Below are 16420 nucleotides of genomic sequence, written 5' to 3'. Positions count from 1 at the left end.
ATGAACCTGCGCCAGCGCCTCGACAACCTGCCGGTCGGCCGCAAGCTGCTCACCGCCTTGCTGGTTCTGCTCGGCACCCTGCTGCTGATGGCCAACCTGACCTTCATCAGCGCCGCCTACTGGATCTTCCAGGAAAACGTCGCGCCCCAGACCATGCGCAGTATCGGCCAGCTGGTGGCCAGCCCGGCCATGACCAGCGAAGCCCTCGCCTCGCCGGTCACCGCCCAGGCTCTGCTGGAGCGCCTGCGCGGTTTCGAGCCACTGCGGGCGGCGGCCCTGTACGACAGCAATGGCGTATCACTGGCCCAGCTGCAGCTTGGCGAGAATCTCGATATCCCGCTGCAGATGAGCCAACTCAAACCCTGGCTGGACAACGAATACCGCACCAGCGAGCTGATCAGCCTGCCCCAGCACGGCAAAGCGCCCGGCCACCTGCTGCTGATCGCCTCCGGCGAGCTGCCCAATGCGTTCTTTACCGGCACCCTGACCGCCAGCCTGCTTATTCTGCTGGTCAGCGCCCTGCTCTGGTTTGCCATCTCGCGCCAGTCGCGCCGCCTGATTACCCGCCCCCTGCGGCGCCTGGAAGAACTGTCGCGCCGGGTGACCCTGGAGGAGAACTACGCCCTGCGCGCCGAGCCGGGCAATCAGGACGAAATCGGCAGTCTGGCCGAAGCCTTCAACACCATGCTCGAACGCATCGAGGCCCGCGAACAGCAGCTCAAGCGCGCCCGGGACGAGGCGCAGCTGGCCTCCGAACAGGCCCGCGAGCTGGCCGAGGAAACCCGCCGTTCCAACCGCAAGCTGGAGCTGGAAGTGCAGGTCCGCAGCAAGATCGAGAAAAAACTCACCGGCTTCCAGAACTACCTCAACAGCATCATCGACTCGATGCCCTCGGCACTGATCGCCCTCGACGAGCAACTGTTCGTCACCCAGTGGAACCAGGAGGCCAGCCGCCTCTCCGGCACGCGCATGGATCAGGCGCTGAACCAGCCGCTGCTGCTGGCCTTCCCCACCCTCAAGCCTTACCAGAACCAGCTGCGCCGCTGCATCGAACGGCATCGGGTGGAAAAGGTCGAGCGGGTCAGCTGGCAGCAGAACGGCGAGCAGCAGCATTACGACCTGACCTTCTACCCCCTCACCGGCAGCGCCGGTCGCGGCGTGGTGATCCGTATCGACGACATCAACCGCCGCCTGGCGATGGAAGAGCTGCTGGTGCAGTCGGAAAAGATGCTCTCGGTCGGTGGACTGGCCGCCGGCATGGCCCATGAAATCAACAACCCGCTGGGCGCCATCCTGCACAACGTGCAGAACATCCGCCGGCGCCTGTCGACCGAACTGCCGCGCAACCGCGAACAGGCCGAGGCGCTGCACCTGTCGCTGGAAACCATCAACCAGTACCTCGACGCGCGGGAAATCCCCGCCCTGCTGGACGGCATCCATCAGGCCGGCAGCCGCGCGGCTAAGATCGTCAGCCACATGCTCAACTTCAGCCGACGCAGCAACCGTCAGCTGCTGCCCTGCGACATCAACAGCCTGATCGAGCAGACCCTGGAAATCGCCGGCAACGACTTCGACCTCAGTGGCAACCTCGACTTCCGCAACCTGCTGATCATCCGCGACTTCGACAATGAGCTGCCGCCTATCCCGGTGGTGGGCAACGAGATCGAACAGGTGCTGCTCAATCTGCTCAAGAATGCCGCCCAGGCCATCCGCCAGCGCAGCGAGCAGAACGACCCCGGACGCATTACCCTGCGCACCCGACTCAAGGCGCCGTGGCTGGAAATCCAGATCACCGACAATGGTGTGGGCATGAGCGAGACGGTGCGCAAACGCATCTTCGAGCCGTTCTATACCACCAAGGAAGTCGGCGAAGGCACGGGCCTAGGCCTGTCGCTGTCGTACTTCATCATCACCAACAACCACAAGGGGCAGCTGGAAGTGCAGTCACGCCCGCGCAAGGGCACTACCTTCACCCTGCGCCTGCCCCTCGAAGCCCCGCAAAATCTGGAGTCCTGAATGGGTTACCGACTGTCGAAGATTTACACCCGCACCGGCGACAAAGGCGAGACCGGCCTGGCCGACGGCCGCCGCGTGAGCAAGGATCACCCGCGCGTCGAAGCCATGGGCGAACTGGACACGCTCAACAGCCAGCTGGGCCTGCTGCTGGCCGAACTGGCACTGGAAGAGCCGAAATGCCCGGCACTAACAGAGATCATCGAGGTGCTCAGCCCCTGTCAGCACCGCCTGTTCGACCTCGGCGGCGAACTGGCCATGCCCGAATACCAGGCGCTGGACACCGCTGAAGTGACGCGACTGGAACAGGTCATCGACCGCTGGAACGAGGAAGTCGGCTCGCTGGAGAACTTCATCCTGCCCGGCGGCTCACGCCTGCTGGCCCAGGCCCATGTCTGCCGCTGCCATGCCCGCACCGCCGAACGGCGCTGCCAGCACCTGAATGCCGTCGAGCCAGTGCGCGAAGTCGGCATGGCCTACGTCAACCGCATGTCCGACCTGCTGTTCGTCGCCGGCCGGCTGATTGCGAAGCGCACGCAAGTCAGCGAGGCGCTGTGGCAGCAGGCAGAGAAGGAACCGCAGAGCTGAGTGCGGACTCAAACCCGCGTAAAGAGCCGCCACACAGCCAGACCCAGCGTTTTCAGGGCGGCTGCGGTGGCATAGGCCTGAACAGCTACCAGCAGCGCCACAGCGATAGAGAGTCCGAAATCGGTCTCGACCAACGCTCTTATCTTGCTCTCAAAAAAACCTGTCGGCGCTGCATGCCAGTCAATCTGCAACGAATGTCCCATCGCAAGCGCAAACGCGCTACCGAAGAATGCAACCGCCGCTACCAGCAGGATCAGGTGCCTGACAGGGCGCTGCTGCAGGTAGCGTCGAGCAAGCTCATGCCCATCCAGCCGGATCAGATAGAACAGCGTTAGCAGGGGTAACGCCACCAGCAGCAGGGACAAGGCAATCATGGATCGCTCAGGGTTTGCTCGCCCCTGCGCGATCAGCTCGATCTGCGGCAGACCTCCAGCCAGCCAGTGACTGAACGACTTCAGCACATCGACCAGCCAATTCCCTGCCTGATACTCAGGCAGAGCAATGAGGATGGCTGCAAACAATAGCCATGCACTTACTCGCTCAGCCCCATCGCGCCTCATATCCAGCAGCGCCATCTGCTTTTCGCTCATCCCTGACTCCCTGCCTCAATCCTTACGGCCAGAACGCCCGGATTCCCGCCACGCCCTGGGCGCCGATCTGCCAGGCGCGGTCCAGATGTTCGGGGCCGACGCCACCAAGCAGATAGACCGGGCGGTTGCAGGTTTCCAGCCACTGCGCGGCCTGCTCCCAACCCAGCGGCTCGGCCTCGGGGTGGGTCTGGGTCGCCTGCAGCGGCGACAGGGTGACGAAATCCACCCCCATCTGCTCGGCCAGGGCCAGCTCCTCGGCACTGTGGCAGGACGCCGCCAGCCAGCGTTCACGCGGAAACGGGCGCCCCTTATCGGCATACTTGCGCAGCTGCTCAGCGGTGATATGCCAGCCAGCCGCCGGGAAATCCCCCAGCCACTCCAGCGGCCCCTTGAGCATCAACTGCGCCTTGCCGGCACACAGACCCTGAATGTCCACGGCCAGGTCACGGTACTGCGCATCGAACATGTTCGGCGCGCGCAGCTGGATCAGGCGCGTGCCCCGGGCCAGCGCCTCGCGCACGCCCTGCAGCAGCTCGGCCGGCTCCAGAGCCTCCGGGGTAATCAGGTAATGCTCCGGCAGGCGCGCCGCGGCCACGATCGGCAGATTGGCCGCCGGAAACTGGTAATTGCCCAGCTCGCGGGGCGCCGCCCAGGACAGAGGCTGGCCTTCCGCACCATGGGGCTCGCCGCTGAACGAGGACACCTCCCAGACATCCAGCAGCACCTGCTTGTCCGGGTAGTCGTGGCGTACCTTGATCAACGGCCGTGCACTCTGCAGCTCAATCCCCAGCTCTTCTTTCAATTCACGGGCCAGCGCGGCGCGCACGGTCTCACCACTTTCCACCTTGCCGCCGGGAAACTCCCACAGGCCGCCCTGATGCAGATGATCCGGACGTTTGGCCAGCAGAATGCGGCCATCCTGGCCGCGGATCACCGCGGCCGCTACATGCACTCGTTTCACGCCTGAACTTCCTCGCGGGCCGCCTGCAACCAGCGCTGGAACGGCGGCCATTGATAGATGGTTTGAACATAAGTTTCGGCAACCGCCGGCAGATCGATGCGATAGCAGCGCAGGCGACTGGCCACAGGCGCATAGAAGGCATCGGCAATGCTGGCATGGCCAAACAGAAAGGGGCCATCGGTGCCGAAGCGTGCCCGGCAATCCTGCCACAGGGCACAGATGCGCTGGATATCCGCCAAGGCAGCCTCGGGCAGATCATCCGGCGCCTGATCACGCTGCAGGTTCATCGGCAGATGACTGCGCAGGGCTGCAAAGCCGCTGTGCATTTCGGCACAGACACTGCGTGCGACTGCCCGCGCGTATTCGCCGCGTGGCCACAGATGCGCTTCCGGGTAGGTTTCCGCCAGGTATTCGGCGATCGCCAGAGAGTCCCAGACCGGCCCTTCCTCGGTATTGAGCAGCGGCACCTTGCCGGTGGGCGAATAACGCAGGATCTGCTCGCGGGTATCGGTCTGGTACAGGCGAACCGGCAGCTCCTCGTAAGGCTCGCCGGTCAGCTCCAGTGCCAGCCAGGCCCGCAGCGACCAGGAGGACAGGTTTTTGTCGCCGATCACCAGTTGCAGAGTCATTGCCGCACTCCTCAGCACACCATAAGGGGGAATGCACAGGGGACGCCGAAGCGCCCCCTGTGTCAACTCAGCCGACCGCCGGCAAACGCTTAGCTGCGGTACTCAGCATTGATGCGCACGTACTCGTGGGACAGGTCGGTGGTCCAGATGGTCTCGCTGCAGTCACCACGGCCCAGCTCGATGCGGATGGTAATTTCCTCACGGGCCATCACCGCGGCGCCCTGCTCCTCGGTATAGCTGGCGGCACGACCGCCCTGGCTGGCGATACAGACCTCGCCGAGGAACACGTCGATCTTGCTCACATCCAGCTGCGGCACGCCGGCATAGCCGACGGCTGCAAGGATACGTCCCCAGTTGGGATCGGAAGCGAACAGCGCGGTCTTGATCAGCGGCGAGTGGGCCACGGCGTAGCCGACATCCAGGCATTCCTGATGGTTGCCACCGCCGTTGACCTCAACAGTGACAAACTTGGTGGCGCCTTCGCCGTCACGGACGATGGCCTGGGCCACTTCCATGAACACCTCGAACACCGCCTGCTTGAGCTTGGTAAACAGCTCGCCGGAGGTACTGGTGATTTCCGGCAGGGCAGCCTGACCAGTGGCAATCAGCATGCAGCAGTCGTTGGTCGAGGTGTCGCCATCAATGGTGATACGGTTGAACGACTTGTTCGCTGCGTCGCTCACCAGAGCCTGCAGCACCTCGCGGGAAACCTTCGCATCGGTGGCGATATAGCCCAGCATGGTCGCCATGTTCGGGCGGATCATGCCGGCGCCTTTGCTGATACCGGTGACGGTAACGGTGACACCATCGTGCTGGAACTGGCGGCTGGCGCCCTTGGGCAGGGTGTCGGTAGTCATGATGCCTTCGGCCGCCTGCGCCCAGTTGCCTTCGGCCAGATCATCCAGTGCCGCCTGCAGCGCACCTTCGATCTTCTCTACCGGCAGCGGTTCGCCGATCACGCCGGTGGAAAACGGCAGTACCGCGGTTTCGCTCACACCGGTCAGACTGGCCAGCGCCGCACAGGTGCGACGGGCATTGGCCAGACCGTCCGGGCCGGTACCGGCATTGGCATTGCCGGTGTTGGTGAGGAAGTAGCGCACTTCGCCCTGCAGTCGCTCACGGGTAACCAGCACTGGGGCCGCACAGAATGCATTGGTGGTGGTCACGCCCGCCACGCGCGAGCCTGCGGCACAGCGCATCACCACTACATCCTTGCGCCCTGGGCGCTTGATGCCGGCGGAAGCAATGCCGAGTTCAAAACCGGGAACCGGGTGCAGAGTAGGCAAAGGGCCAAGACCAACAGCCATGTGTGCGCTCCTTGTCGAAGTGTGCGGCCTTTGCAAGCCGTCTGATGCGGGAAGGTGAGGTAAAAACGCCGCGAGCAGCCAGGCTGGTCGCGGCGCGTTCAGGCTAGATCAGGGTTAGCTGATCTGCCCGTGGCAATGCTTGTACTTTTTGCCGGAACCACAGGGGCACGGCTCGTTGCGGCCGATCTTCGGTTCGCTGTTGCGTTGCGGCAGGTTGACCACCTCGCCTTCCGGCAGCTCTTGCGCCTCGTCACCCGCCAGTACCGAAGAGGCATCGGCGTGCTGGAACTGCATGCGCTTGGCCAGTTCTTCGGCTTCGTGGCGCAGACGCGCCTCTTCCTCGGCCGGGTCTTCGCGGCGTACCTGCACATGGCTGAGCACACGGATGGCATCGCGCTTGATGGAATCCATCAGTTCCTGGAACAGGGTGAAAGACTCGCGTTTGTACTCCTGCTTCGGGTTCTTCTGCGCATAGCCGCGCAGGTGGATGCCCTGACGCAGGTGATCCATGGTCGCCAGGTGCTCCTTCCACAGGTCGTCGAGCACGCGCAGGAGAATCTGCTTCTCGAAGCTGCGCAGCGCGTCAGCACCGGCCTGCTCTTCCTTCTCCTGATAAGCGGCCTGCACCTGCTCGCGGATGCGCTCGCGCAGGGTTTCTTCGTACAACTGGTGATCGTCATCCAGCCACTGCTGTACCGGCAGTTTGATGGCGAAGTCACTGGCCAGGCTGTGCTCGAGCCCCTTGATGTCCCACTGCTCGGGCAGCGACTGCGGCGGCAGGTGAGCGTCGATGGTGGCGGTCAGCACTTCGTCGCGGAATTCGGCGATGGTCTCGCCCACGCTCTCGGCGGCCAGCAGGCTGTTGCGCATGTGGTAGATCACCTTGCGCTGCTCGTTGGCCACGTCATCGTATTCCAGCAGCTGCTTGCGGATATCGAAGTTGCGGCCTTCGACCTTGCGCTGCGCCTTCTCGATGGCGTTGGTCACCATGCGGTGCTCGATCGCCTCGCCCTGCTGCATGCCCAGCGCCTTCATGAAGTTCTTCACCCGGTCAGAGGCGAAGATGCGCATCAGGTTGTCTTCCAGCGACAGGTAGAAACGGCTGGAACCCGGGTCACCCTGGCGGCCGGCACGACCACGCAGCTGGTTGTCGATACGGCGCGACTCGTGACGCTCGGAAGCAATCACGTGCAGGCCGCCGGCTTCGATGACCTGCTGATGGCGCTTCTGCCACTCGGCCTTGATCGCGGCGATCTGCTCGTCGGTCGGGTTCTCCAGGGCTGCCACTTCGGCCTCCCAGTTACCGCCCAGCAGGATGTCGGTACCGCGACCGGCCATGTTGGTGGCGATGGTCACCGCGCCCGGACGACCGGCCTGGGCAATGATCTCGGCTTCCTTTTCGTGGTACTTGGCGTTGAGCACCTTGTGCTCGATGCCGGCCTGCTGCAGCAGCTTGTCGACATACTCGGAGCTTTCAATGGTGGCAGTACCCACCAGCACCGGACGGCCGATGGCCTGACACTGTTTGATGTCTTCGATGATCGCCTGGTACTTCTCGTCCTGGGTCAGATAGACCAGATCGTTGAAGTCCTTACGCGCCACGGTACGGTGAGTCGGAATCACCACCACGTCCAGACCGTAGATCTGGCGGAATTCGAAAGCCTCGGTATCGGCGGTACCGGTCATGCCGGACAGCTTCTTGTACAGGCGGAAATAGTTCTGGAAGGTGGTCGAAGCCAGGGTCTGGCTTTCAGCCTGGATCGGCAGGTTTTCCTTGGCTTCGATGGCCTGGTGCAGACCCTCGGACAGGCGGCGACCCGGCATGGTACGACCGGTGTGCTCGTCGATCAGCAGCACCTGATCCTGCTGCACGATGTATTCGACGTTGCGGTGGAACAGTTTGTGCGCGCGCAGACCCGAATAGACGTGGCTGAGCAGGCTCAGATTATGCGCGGAATACAGGCTCTCGCCTTCGGCCAGAAGACCGGCCTGCACCAGCAGTTCTTCGACGAACTGGTGACCGGCCTCGTTGAGCTCCACCTGACGGGTCTTCTCGTCGATGGTGTAGTGGCCTTCCTGGGTCACCTGACCTTCGACTTCCTCGACGTGGCGACTCAGGCGCGGGATCAGGCGGTTGATTTCCTGATACAGACGCGAGCTGTCCTCGGCCTGGCCGGAAATGATCAGCGGAGTACGGGCTTCGTCGATGAGGATGGAGTCCACTTCGTCGACCACGGCAAAGTTCAGCTCGCGCTGGAACTTGTCTTCCAGGCTGAAGGCCATGTTGTCGCGCAGATAGTCGAAACCGAATTCATTGTTGGTGCCGTAAGTGATGTCGGCGGCATAGGCGGCGCGCTTTTCCTGCGGCGGCTGGAACGGGCTGACCACACCAACCGTAAGGCCGAGGAATTCGTACAGCGGACGCATCCAGTTGGCGTCACGGCGGGCCAGGTAATCGTTGACCGTGACCACATGCACACCCTTGCCGGAGAGCGCATTGAGGTACACCGCCAGGGTACCCACCAGGGTCTTGCCCTCACCGGTGCGCATCTCGGCGATCTTGCCGTCATGCAGGGTCATGCCGCCAATCAGCTGCACATCGAAGTGACGCATGCCCATCACACGCTTACCGGCCTCGCGGGCCACGGCAAAGGCTTCAGGCAGCAACTGATCGAGGGTCTCGCCCTTGGCCAGACGCTCTTTGAACTCTGCGGTCTTGGCGGTCAGTTGCTCATCGCTCAGAGCAATCATGCGCTCCTCAAGCGCATTGATCGCCAGTACGGCCTTCTGCATGCGCTTTACTTCGCGCTCATTCTTGCTTCCGAACAGTTTTCTCAACAGAGGCGCAAACATTAACCGTGTCTTCCCGAGCGTATGAGTGGAGGGGCGCTTCGACGTCGCCCGTCTTGCCTTGAGGCTTAGAGCAAAGGGGGCATTCTACTCGGAAACGTTGACGAGAAAAGGCCTATGGACAGCTTGCAGGCCAACGAACGACGGGGGCTTTTGTTACCATGACTTACCGCACAGGAGCCCACCCGCATGAGCCGTCGCCCGCCACCGGCGAAGACCGCCGATTCCATCTTGCGCCAGAGCCAGCCACTGCAGGCATTGCTGGGCGCCGCACGGCGTCTGGATCACCTGCAAACGCTGCTCGACGCCGCTCTGGAGCCAGCGGCACGCGAGCACTGCAAGGTCGCTTCCTGGCGCGACGGCACTCTCCTGCTGATCGTCAGCAACGGCCACTGGGCCACCCGCCTGCATTACCAACAGCGCCGCCTGTTGCGTCTGTTGCAGGAACAGCCTGCCTTCAATGGCCTCCAGCGCATTCTGTTCAAGGTGCAACCAGTTACCGGCAGCAGCTCCGCCGGCGCCCGTCACGTCGAGCTCTCTACCGCCGCCGCCGACAGCCTGCGCACCGCTGCCGACGGCATCAACGACCCCCGTCTGCGCGAGGCGCTGGAGCGCCTGGCCCGACACGCCGACCGGCCCTGACCTCAGAATCACGCGCATAAAAAAGGCCACCCGAAGGTGGCCTTGAAAGAAAGCATAAGGAAGGAGGTATTGCTTACACCGCCGCAGCCGGGCGCATGTAGGAGATCGGCGCAGAACCGGCGTCTTCGAAGATCACCACATCCCAGGCGTCTGCCTCGGCCATCAGCTGGCGCAGCAGGCGATTGTTCAGGGCGTGACCGGACTTGAAGCCGCGGAATTCTCCAATCAGGCTGTTACCCAAGAGGTACAGATCACCGATCGCATCGAGAATCTTGTGTTTGACGAACTCGTCTTCGTAACGAAGACCGTCTTCGTTAAGCACGCGATCCTCATCGACCACAATGGCGTTATCCACGCTGCCGCCGAGCGCGAGGTTCTGCGAACGCAGATACTCGATATCGCTCATGAACCCGAAGGTCCGCGCACGACTGACTTCCTTGACGAAGGAGGTGCTGGAGAAGTCAACGCAGGCGGTCTGGGTACGACCGTGGAATACCGGATGGTCGAAGTCGATCTCGAAGCTCACCTTGAAGCCGTCGAAAGGTACGAAGGTGGCGCGCTTGTCGCCATCTTCAACCGTCACCTCACGCAGGATACGGATGAACTTCTTCGGCGCTTCCTGCTCCTGCAGGCCGGCCGATTGCAACAGAAACACGAAGGGACCGGCGCTACCGTCCATGATCGGCACTTCCGATGCGGACAGTTCGACATAGGCGTTGTCGATGCCCAGACCGGCCATGGCCGAGAGCAGGTGCTCAACGGTATCCACCTTGACGTCACCATTGACCAGCGTGGTCGACATGGTGGTTTCACCGACATTTTCCGCCCGTGCCGGAATTTCCACCATCGGGTCGAGGTCGGTGCGTCGGAACACGATACCGGTGTCCACCGGAGCTGGCTTCAGGGTCAGGTAAACCTTCTCTCCCGAATGCAGGCCAACGCCGGTGGCGCGGATAATGTTCTTCAAGGTGCGTTGTTTGATCATGGACTCAGTCGCTTTACGTCAGTTGCGAACAATTTTCAACAATGGTCGAGCATGATAACAGAGCCGACCATCGCTGCACACCAATCACAACTGCAATCCCCATAGCAAAAATCAATCAGCCTGACGACGCAGGAAAGCCGGGATATCCAGGTAATCGAGATCATCCTGGGTATTCAGCTTGGCGGCGGTCGCGGCAGCCGCATAGCTCTGACGCTGTACGGTGGGACGCTCGTAGTCCTTGTAGTTGACGCTGGCCTCAGCCTGCTGACGGGACGGAGCAGCGGCCACAGGAGCCGAAGCCACGGCCACCGGCGCGGCGACGGTGTTGTCCACGACCTTGACCGGCTTGTCACTGCGCTGCCCCAGGCCGGTAGCGACCACGGTCACGTGCAGTTCGTCACGCAGTTCCGGATCGATCACGGCGCCGACCTTCACGGTGGCGTGCTCGGAAGCGAAGGCTTCGATGATCTCGCCCACAGCGGCGTACTCGCCCAGGGACAGATCCAGACCAGCGGTAATGTTGACCAGAATGCCGCGGGCGCCCTGCAGGTTGATGTCTTCCAGCAGCGGGTTGCGGATGGCCGCTTCGGTAGCTTCACGCGCACGGTTCGGACCGCTGGCGCAGCCGGTGCCCATCATGGCCATGCCCATTTCGCCCATCACGGTCTTAACGTCGGCAAAGTCGACGTTCATCAGGCCCGGACGCTGCATGATGTCGGAGATGCCACGTACAGCACCGGCCAGCACGTCGTCAGCCTTGGCGAAGGCGGACAGCAGGCTGGCGTCCTTGCCGAGAATGGTCAGCAGCTTCTCGTTGGGGATGGTGATCAGCGAGTCGACGCACTCGGCCAGAGCGCGGATGCCTTCGTCCGCGACCTGCATGCGCTTGCGACCTTCGAACGGGAACGGACGGGTCACCACGGCGACGGTCAGAATGCCCATTTCCTTGGCCACCTGAGCAATGATCGGCGCCGCACCGGTACCGGTACCGCCACCCATGCCGGTGGTGATGAAGACCATGTCGGCGCCATTCAGGACTTCCTGAATGCGCTCGCGGTCTTCCAGGGCAGCCTGGCGGCCGATTTCCGGATTGGTGCCGGCGCCCAGCCCCTTGGTTACGCCCGGGCCGAGTTGCAGCACGGTGCGCACGGAAACATTTTTCAGTGCCTGAGCATCGGTGTTGGCGCAGATGAATTCGACGCCTTCGATGTTGCTGCGCAGCATGTGGTTCACGGCATTACCGCCACCGCCGCCCACGCCAACAACCTTGATCACTGCACTTTGCGGGATATTGTCTACGAGCTCGAACATTTCCCCTCTCCTTCCTTTTTTAGTTATATCGCCAACAGCTACCGCGGTTTAGAAATTGCCCTGGATCCAGCGTTTAAGCTTTTCCAATACAGGTGTCTTGGGTTCGTCATTGAACAAACCGCCCGCCATGGCATAGCCGTCGGACTGTTTTTGCAGCCCGTACATCAGCAAACCCACGGCAGTGGAATAAATCGGATTACGCACCACGTCAGCCATTCCCTTGACGTTATGAGGAGCGCCCAAGCGCACCGGCATGTGAAAGATCTCTTCGGCCAATTCGACGGCACCTTCCATCTTGGCGGTGCCACCGGTGAGGACGATCCCGGCCGGAATCATGTCCTCATAGCCACTGCGCCGCAGCTCGGCCTGAATGAGGGTGAAGAGCTCGTCGTAACGCGGCTCGACAACCTCAGCCAGAGCTTGACGGGACAGTTCCCGCGGTGGCCGGTCCCCAACACTGGGAACCTTGATGGTTTCCCCAGCACCGGCCAGTTTGGCTAGTGCACAAGCATACCGAATCTTGATCTCTTCGGCATACTGGGTCGGCGTACGTAATGCCATGGCGATATCATTGGTAACCTGGTCACCAGCGATCGGAATTACCGCAGTGTGACGTATCGCACCTTCTGCAAAGATGGCGATGTCGGTGGTGCCGCCGCCGATATCGACCAGGCACACACCCAGTTCCTTCTCGTCATCGGTCAGCACGGCATAGGCCGAGGCCAGCTGTTCCAGAATGATGTCGTCGACTTCCAGCGCACAGCGGCGCACGCACTTCTCGATATTCTGCGAGGCGTTGGTGGCGCAGGTGACCACGTGCACCTTGGCTTCCAGACGCACACCCGACATACCCAGCGGCTCACGTACGCCTTCCTGGTTATCGATCACGTAATCCTGCGGCAGGGTGTGCAGCACCCGCTGGTCGGCCGGAATGGCCACAGCCTGTGCCGCATCCAGCACGCGCTCGATATCCGCCGGACTGACTTCGCGGTCGCGGATGGCGACGATGCCGTGGCTGTTCAGGCTGCGGATATGGTTGCCGGCCACACCCACGAAGGCCGAATGAATCCGGCAGCCGGCCATCTGCTGCGCTTCGTCGATGGCGCGCTGAATCGACTGCACGGTGGACTCGATATTCACCACCACGCCTTTTTTCAGACCGCGCGAGGGATTGGTACCGATCCCGACGATTTCCAGTGCGCCATCGGCAGTCACTTCGCCCACCAGCGCCACCACCTTGGAGGTGCCGATGTCCAGACCGACGATCATCTTGCCGCTCTGCATGGTTGCCATGTCCTTGCCTTCTCCTCGCTTCACTGTACGGCGGCGGGCTTGGCCGCCGTGGGCGCCACCGGCTCGCGCCACGCCACGGCCAGGCCGTTGGGGTAGCGCAGGTCGATGCGCGCGATATTGGGTTGCTGCGCCTTCAGCGCTTTTTCGTAAATCGCCGCGAAGCGACGCATCTTGTCGACGATGTGGTCGCGCCCCAGCAGCAGGTCGATGCCCTGGGCCGTGCGCAGATACCAGCTGCCACGCTCGCGCATTTCCAGGGCACTGATGGAAAAGCCCAGCGGGCGCAGCATCTGACTGAGCACCTGATACTGCTGCATCACCTGACGCTGGGCGCGCTGCGGCCCGGCCAGACGCGGCAGGTGCTGGTAGTTGGCCGATTCGCGCGGGGCAAAGGCATGCCCGGCATTGTTGAGCAGGGCCTCATCGCCCCAGCGCGCCACCGGCAGCTGTTCTTCCAGGCGAATCATGATCTGATCCGGCCACACTCGACGCACTTCGGCGTGGGCGATCCAGGGCATCTGCTCCAGTTCCTGGCGCATGCCAGACAGGTTGATCTGCAGGAAGCTGGCCTGAATGTAGGGTGCGATGCGCTGCTGCACCGCCTGCTGACTGATGTAGCTGAGTTCGCCGTCGACGCTGACCTTGCTGATCGGCCGGTCGATATAAGGCAACGCCCGCTGTGCGCCTTCATAAGCGGCCACGCCGAGCACCACCAGCAACACCGGCCAGATCAGACGCTTGAGCGGGCTGAAATCCGGCTTGGGCAGACGCAGGCTGAGCGGCTCCTTGGCCACCAGGCGGCTGGCGCCACGCTGCGCCGGACGACGCGGCGGCGCGCTGCGTTCCGGAACGGCATACTGGTGGTGACGGAGCGACATGCTCATGACTTAACCCCGTGCCTCAAGGCTGTCGGCCAGAATCGCCTGGACCAGGTCAGTGAACTCCAGACCTACGGCCTTGGCGGCCATCGGCACCAGGCTGTGGTCGGTCATGCCCGGTACGGTATTGACTTCCAGCAGCCAGAACCGGCCGTCGGCATCCTGCATCACATCAACCCGCGCCCAGCCCTGAGTGCCCACGGCTTCGCAGGCGCGCGCGGTGAGAGCCTTGAGTTCGGCTTCCTTCTCTGCCGACAGGCCGCAGGGAATGCGGTACTGGGTGTCATTGGCCAGGTACTTGGCGTCGTAATCGTAGAAGCTGTGCGGCGTGCCCAGACCGATCGGCGGCAGCACCTCGCCACGCAGCACGGCAACGGTAAATTCCGGGCCCTTGATCCACTGCTCGACCAGCACCTGCGAGTCGAACTGCGCGGCAGACTGCCAGGCCTCGACCAGCGCAGCCACGCTGTCGACCTTGGCCATACCGATGCTCGAACCCTCATGGGCCGGTTTGACGATCAGCGGAAAGCCCAGCTCGCTCGCGGCCTTTTCGCAATCGGCGACCGAGGCCAGCACGGCATGCCGGGGAGTCGGCAGGCCGAGGCTCTGCCAGACCTGCTTGGTGCGCAGCTTGTCCATGGCCAACGCCGAGGCCAGCACGCCGCTACCGGTATAGGGAATCCCGGCGCATTCCAAAAGGCCCTGCATGGTGCCGTCTTCGCCGCCGCGACCGTGCAGCACGATAAAGGCGCGGTCGATCTTCTCGCTGCTCAGGCGCTGCAGCAGGTCATCGCCGACATCGATGCCAAAGGCATCCACACCGGTTTCCTGCAGGGCAGCCAGTACGGCGGCGCCGGATTTCAGCGACACCGGACGCTCGGCGCTCTTGCCGCCGAAGAGAACCGCCACGCGACCGAAGGCCGCCGGCGCATGTTGCGAACGCAGACTCATTTCGACTCACCCTGACCCGCGAACAGCGGGTGTTTCAGCAGTTGCGGTGCCAGACCGCCGATGTCGCCGGCACCCTGACAGAGCAGGATGTCGCCGGCACGCAGCAGCGGCTTGACCAGCGGAGCGATATCCACGCCCCGCTCGAGATAGATCGGGTCCAGCTTGCCGCGCTGGCGGATGCTGTGGCACAGCTGGCGGCTGTCCGCACCCGGGATCGGGCTTTCGCCGGCCGGGTAGACTTCCATCAGCAGCAGCACCTTGGCATCGCCCAGCACCTGCACGAAGTCGTCATACAGATCGCGGGTACGGCTGTAACGGTGCGGCTGGTAGACCATCACCAGGCGGCGCTCAGGCCAACCACCTCGAACGGCCTGGATCACTGCGGCCACTTCACGCGGGTGATGACCGTAATCGTCGACCAGCATCACGCTGCCACCATCCACCGGCAGTTCGCCGTAGACCTGGAAGCGCCGGCCAACACCCTGGAAGCCCGACAGGCCGGCGACGATGGCGGCATCGTCAATGCCCTCCTCGCTGGCGATGGCGATGGTGGCCAGGGAATTGAGGACGTTGTGGTTGCCCGGCATGTTCACCGAGACGTCCAGCGGCGCGCGGTCACGGCGCAGGACGGTGAAGAAGGTCTGCATGCCCTGCTGACGGACGTTGATCGCACGCACGTCGGCATCTTCGGCAAAGCCGTAGGTCACGGTCGGGCGGGCCACCTGCGGCAGCAGCTCGCGCACCACCGGATCGTCCACGCAAAGCACGGCCAGGCCGTAGAACGGCAGGTTGTGCAGGAACTCGACGAAGGTCTTCTTCAGTACGTTGAAGTCGCCACCGTAGGTGCTCATGTGGTCGGCATCGATGTTGGTGACCACGGCGACCATCGGCTGCAGGTGCAGGAAGCTGGCGTCGCTCTCGTCGGCCTCGGCCACCAGGTAGCGGCTGGTACCCAGCTGAGCGTTGGTGCCGGCGGCATTCAGGCGGCCGCCGATGACAAAGGTCGGGTCCAGGCCGCCGGCGGCGAAGACCGAGGCGATCAGGCTGGTGGTGGTGGTCTTGCCGTGGGTGCCGGCGACGGCAATGCCGTGGCGGTAGCGCATCAGCTCGGCGAGCATTTCCGCACGCGGCACCACCGGAATGCGCCGGGCCAGTGCCTGGGCAACTTCCGGGTTGCTGGTATTGACTGCACTGGATACCACCAGCACATCCGCCTGGGCGGCGTTCTCGGCACGATGGCCGATATGGATGGTGGCGCCGAAACTTTCCAGACGCTCAGTCACAGGCGAGGCCTTGAGATCGGAACCGGACACCTGATAACCGAGGTTCAGCAACACCTCGGCGATACCGCACATACCCACGCCGCCGATGCCGACGAAGTGGATGTTGCGGATACGGCGCATTTCCGGCTGCGGAAAGGCT

General features: G+C 63.0%; 14 protein-coding genes. 3 read left to right on the top strand and 11 right to left on the bottom strand.

What is annotated here, in order from left to right:
• Together CK486_RS11875 and CK486_RS11870 are read left to right on the top strand one after the other, a co-directional pair.
• Window positions 1–2016, top strand: coding sequence for an ATP-binding protein (locus CK486_RS11875; protein WP_095940510.1), 2016 nt, complete (start codon window positions 1–3; stop codon window positions 2014–2016).
• On the top strand, window positions 2017–2601 hold the full coding sequence (locus CK486_RS11870; protein ID WP_095940509.1) for a cob(I)yrinic acid a,c-diamide adenosyltransferase: 585 nt from the start codon (window positions 2017–2019) through the stop codon (window positions 2599–2601).
• Window positions 2602–2609: 8 nt separating this feature from the next.
• On the opposite strand, the gene CK486_RS11865 is transcribed toward CK486_RS11870, so the two are convergent.
• From CK486_RS11865 to secA, 5 genes are all read right to left on the bottom strand, one after another.
• On the bottom strand, window positions 2610–3191 hold the full coding sequence (locus tag CK486_RS11865; RefSeq protein ID WP_095940508.1) for a hypothetical protein: 582 nt from the start codon (window positions 3189–3191) through the stop codon (window positions 2610–2612).
• 22 nt (window positions 3192–3213) lie between these two features.
• Window positions 3214–4152 (bottom strand): Nudix family hydrolase, encoded by a 939-nt coding sequence (locus tag CK486_RS11860; protein ID WP_095940507.1) that lies wholly within the window; start codon window positions 4150–4152, stop codon window positions 3214–3216.
• Window positions 4149–4781 carry a glutathione S-transferase family protein gene (locus CK486_RS11855; protein ID WP_095940506.1) on the bottom strand — a complete coding sequence of 211 codons (633 nt, stop codon included), beginning with the start codon at window positions 4779–4781 and terminating at the stop codon, window positions 4149–4151. Before CK486_RS11855 ends, CK486_RS11860 begins: the two co-directional genes overlap by 4 nt.
• A gap of 89 nt (window positions 4782–4870) precedes the next feature.
• A complete protein-coding gene (gene argJ / locus CK486_RS11850) occupies window positions 4871–6088 on the bottom strand; it encodes a bifunctional glutamate N-acetyltransferase/amino-acid acetyltransferase ArgJ (protein ID WP_095940505.1) in 1218 nt (405 codons plus the stop codon).
• 114 nt (window positions 6089–6202) lie between these two features.
• On the bottom strand, window positions 6203–8941 hold the full coding sequence (gene secA / locus CK486_RS11845) for a preprotein translocase subunit SecA (RefSeq protein ID WP_095940504.1): 2739 nt from the start codon (window positions 8939–8941) through the stop codon (window positions 6203–6205).
• A gap of 186 nt (window positions 8942–9127) precedes the next feature.
• Here secA and CK486_RS11840 point away from each other — a divergent pair, with 186 nt between their 5' ends.
• Window positions 9128–9580 carry a DUF721 domain-containing protein gene (locus CK486_RS11840; RefSeq protein ID WP_095940503.1) on the top strand — a complete coding sequence of 151 codons (453 nt, stop codon included), beginning with the start codon at window positions 9128–9130 and terminating at the stop codon, window positions 9578–9580.
• Window positions 9581–9653: 73 nt separating this feature from the next.
• Here the strand turns inward: CK486_RS11840 and lpxC are convergent, their stop codons facing one another.
• From lpxC to murC, 6 genes are all read right to left on the bottom strand, one after another.
• Window positions 9654–10565 (bottom strand): UDP-3-O-acyl-N-acetylglucosamine deacetylase, encoded by a 912-nt coding sequence (gene lpxC / locus CK486_RS11835; protein ID WP_095940502.1) that lies wholly within the window; start codon window positions 10563–10565, stop codon window positions 9654–9656.
• A 111-nt stretch (window positions 10566–10676) separates the two neighbouring features.
• Entirely contained in the window at window positions 10677–11876 is a 1200-nt protein-coding gene (ftsZ, locus tag CK486_RS11830; protein WP_095940501.1) for a cell division protein FtsZ, read from the bottom strand.
• A gap of 48 nt (window positions 11877–11924) precedes the next feature.
• Window positions 11925–13169: a cell division protein FtsA gene (gene ftsA / locus CK486_RS11825; protein ID WP_095940500.1), complete on the bottom strand. Its 1245-nt coding sequence runs from the start codon at window positions 13167–13169 to the stop codon at window positions 11925–11927.
• A gap of 20 nt (window positions 13170–13189) precedes the next feature.
• Entirely contained in the window at window positions 13190–14047 is an 858-nt protein-coding gene (locus CK486_RS11820) for a cell division protein FtsQ/DivIB (protein ID WP_095940655.1), read from the bottom strand.
• Window positions 14048–14056: 9 nt separating this feature from the next.
• Entirely contained in the window at window positions 14057–14998 is a 942-nt protein-coding gene (locus tag CK486_RS11815; protein ID WP_095940499.1) for a D-alanine--D-alanine ligase, read from the bottom strand.
• Window positions 14995–16401, bottom strand: a complete 1407-nt coding sequence (murC, locus tag CK486_RS11810; protein WP_176481702.1) for a UDP-N-acetylmuramate--L-alanine ligase — start codon at window positions 16399–16401, stop codon at window positions 14995–14997. Before murC ends, CK486_RS11815 begins: the two co-directional genes overlap by 4 nt.
• Window positions 16402–16420: the final 19 nt, after the last annotated feature.

The sequence above is a fragment of the Pseudomonas sp. HAR-UPW-AIA-41 genome, assembly GCF_002304225.1.
Taxonomy (GTDB): domain Bacteria; phylum Pseudomonadota; class Gammaproteobacteria; order Pseudomonadales; family Pseudomonadaceae; genus Aquipseudomonas.
Note: the sequence above shows the minus strand (reverse complement) of the source record. Positions and strands in the feature narration are given on the sequence as shown.

Bases quoted from the DNA above. Each gene is read 5' to 3' on its own strand.
- lpxC (WP_095940502.1), bottom strand. From the start codon at position 10,565: ATGATCAAACAACGCACCTTGAAGAACATTATCCGCGCCACCGGCGTT.
- CK486_RS11855 (WP_095940506.1), bottom strand. From the start codon at position 4,781: ATGACTCTGCAACTGGTGATCGGCGACAAAAACCTGTCCTCCTGGTCG.
- ftsA (WP_095940500.1), bottom strand. From the start codon at position 13,169: ATGGCAACCATGCAGAGCGGCAAGATGATCGTCGGTCTGGACATCGGC.
- secA (WP_095940504.1), bottom strand. From the start codon at position 8,941: ATGTTTGCGCCTCTGTTGAGAAAACTGTTCGGAAGCAAGAATGAGCGC.
- CK486_RS11815 (WP_095940499.1), bottom strand. From the start codon at position 14,998: ATGAGTCTGCGTTCGCAACATGCGCCGGCGGCCTTCGGTCGCGTGGCG.
- CK486_RS11865 (WP_095940508.1), bottom strand. From the start codon at position 3,191: ATGAGCGAAAAGCAGATGGCGCTGCTGGATATGAGGCGCGATGGGGCT.
- CK486_RS11870 (WP_095940509.1), top strand. From the start codon at position 2,017: ATGGGTTACCGACTGTCGAAGATTTACACCCGCACCGGCGACAAAGGC.
- murC (WP_176481702.1), bottom strand. From the start codon at position 16,401: ATGCGCCGTATCCGCAACATCCACTTCGTCGGCATCGGCGGCGTGGGT.
- CK486_RS11875 (WP_095940510.1), top strand. From the start codon at position 1: ATGAACCTGCGCCAGCGCCTCGACAACCTGCCGGTCGGCCGCAAGCTG.
- CK486_RS11840 (WP_095940503.1), top strand. From the start codon at position 9,128: ATGAGCCGTCGCCCGCCACCGGCGAAGACCGCCGATTCCATCTTGCGC.
- ftsZ (WP_095940501.1), bottom strand. From the start codon at position 11,876: ATGTTCGAGCTCGTAGACAATATCCCGCAAAGTGCAGTGATCAAGGTT.
- argJ (WP_095940505.1), bottom strand. From the start codon at position 6,088: ATGGCTGTTGGTCTTGGCCCTTTGCCTACTCTGCACCCGGTTCCCGGT.
- CK486_RS11820 (WP_095940655.1), bottom strand. From the start codon at position 14,047: ATGTCGCTCCGTCACCACCAGTATGCCGTTCCGGAACGCAGCGCGCCG.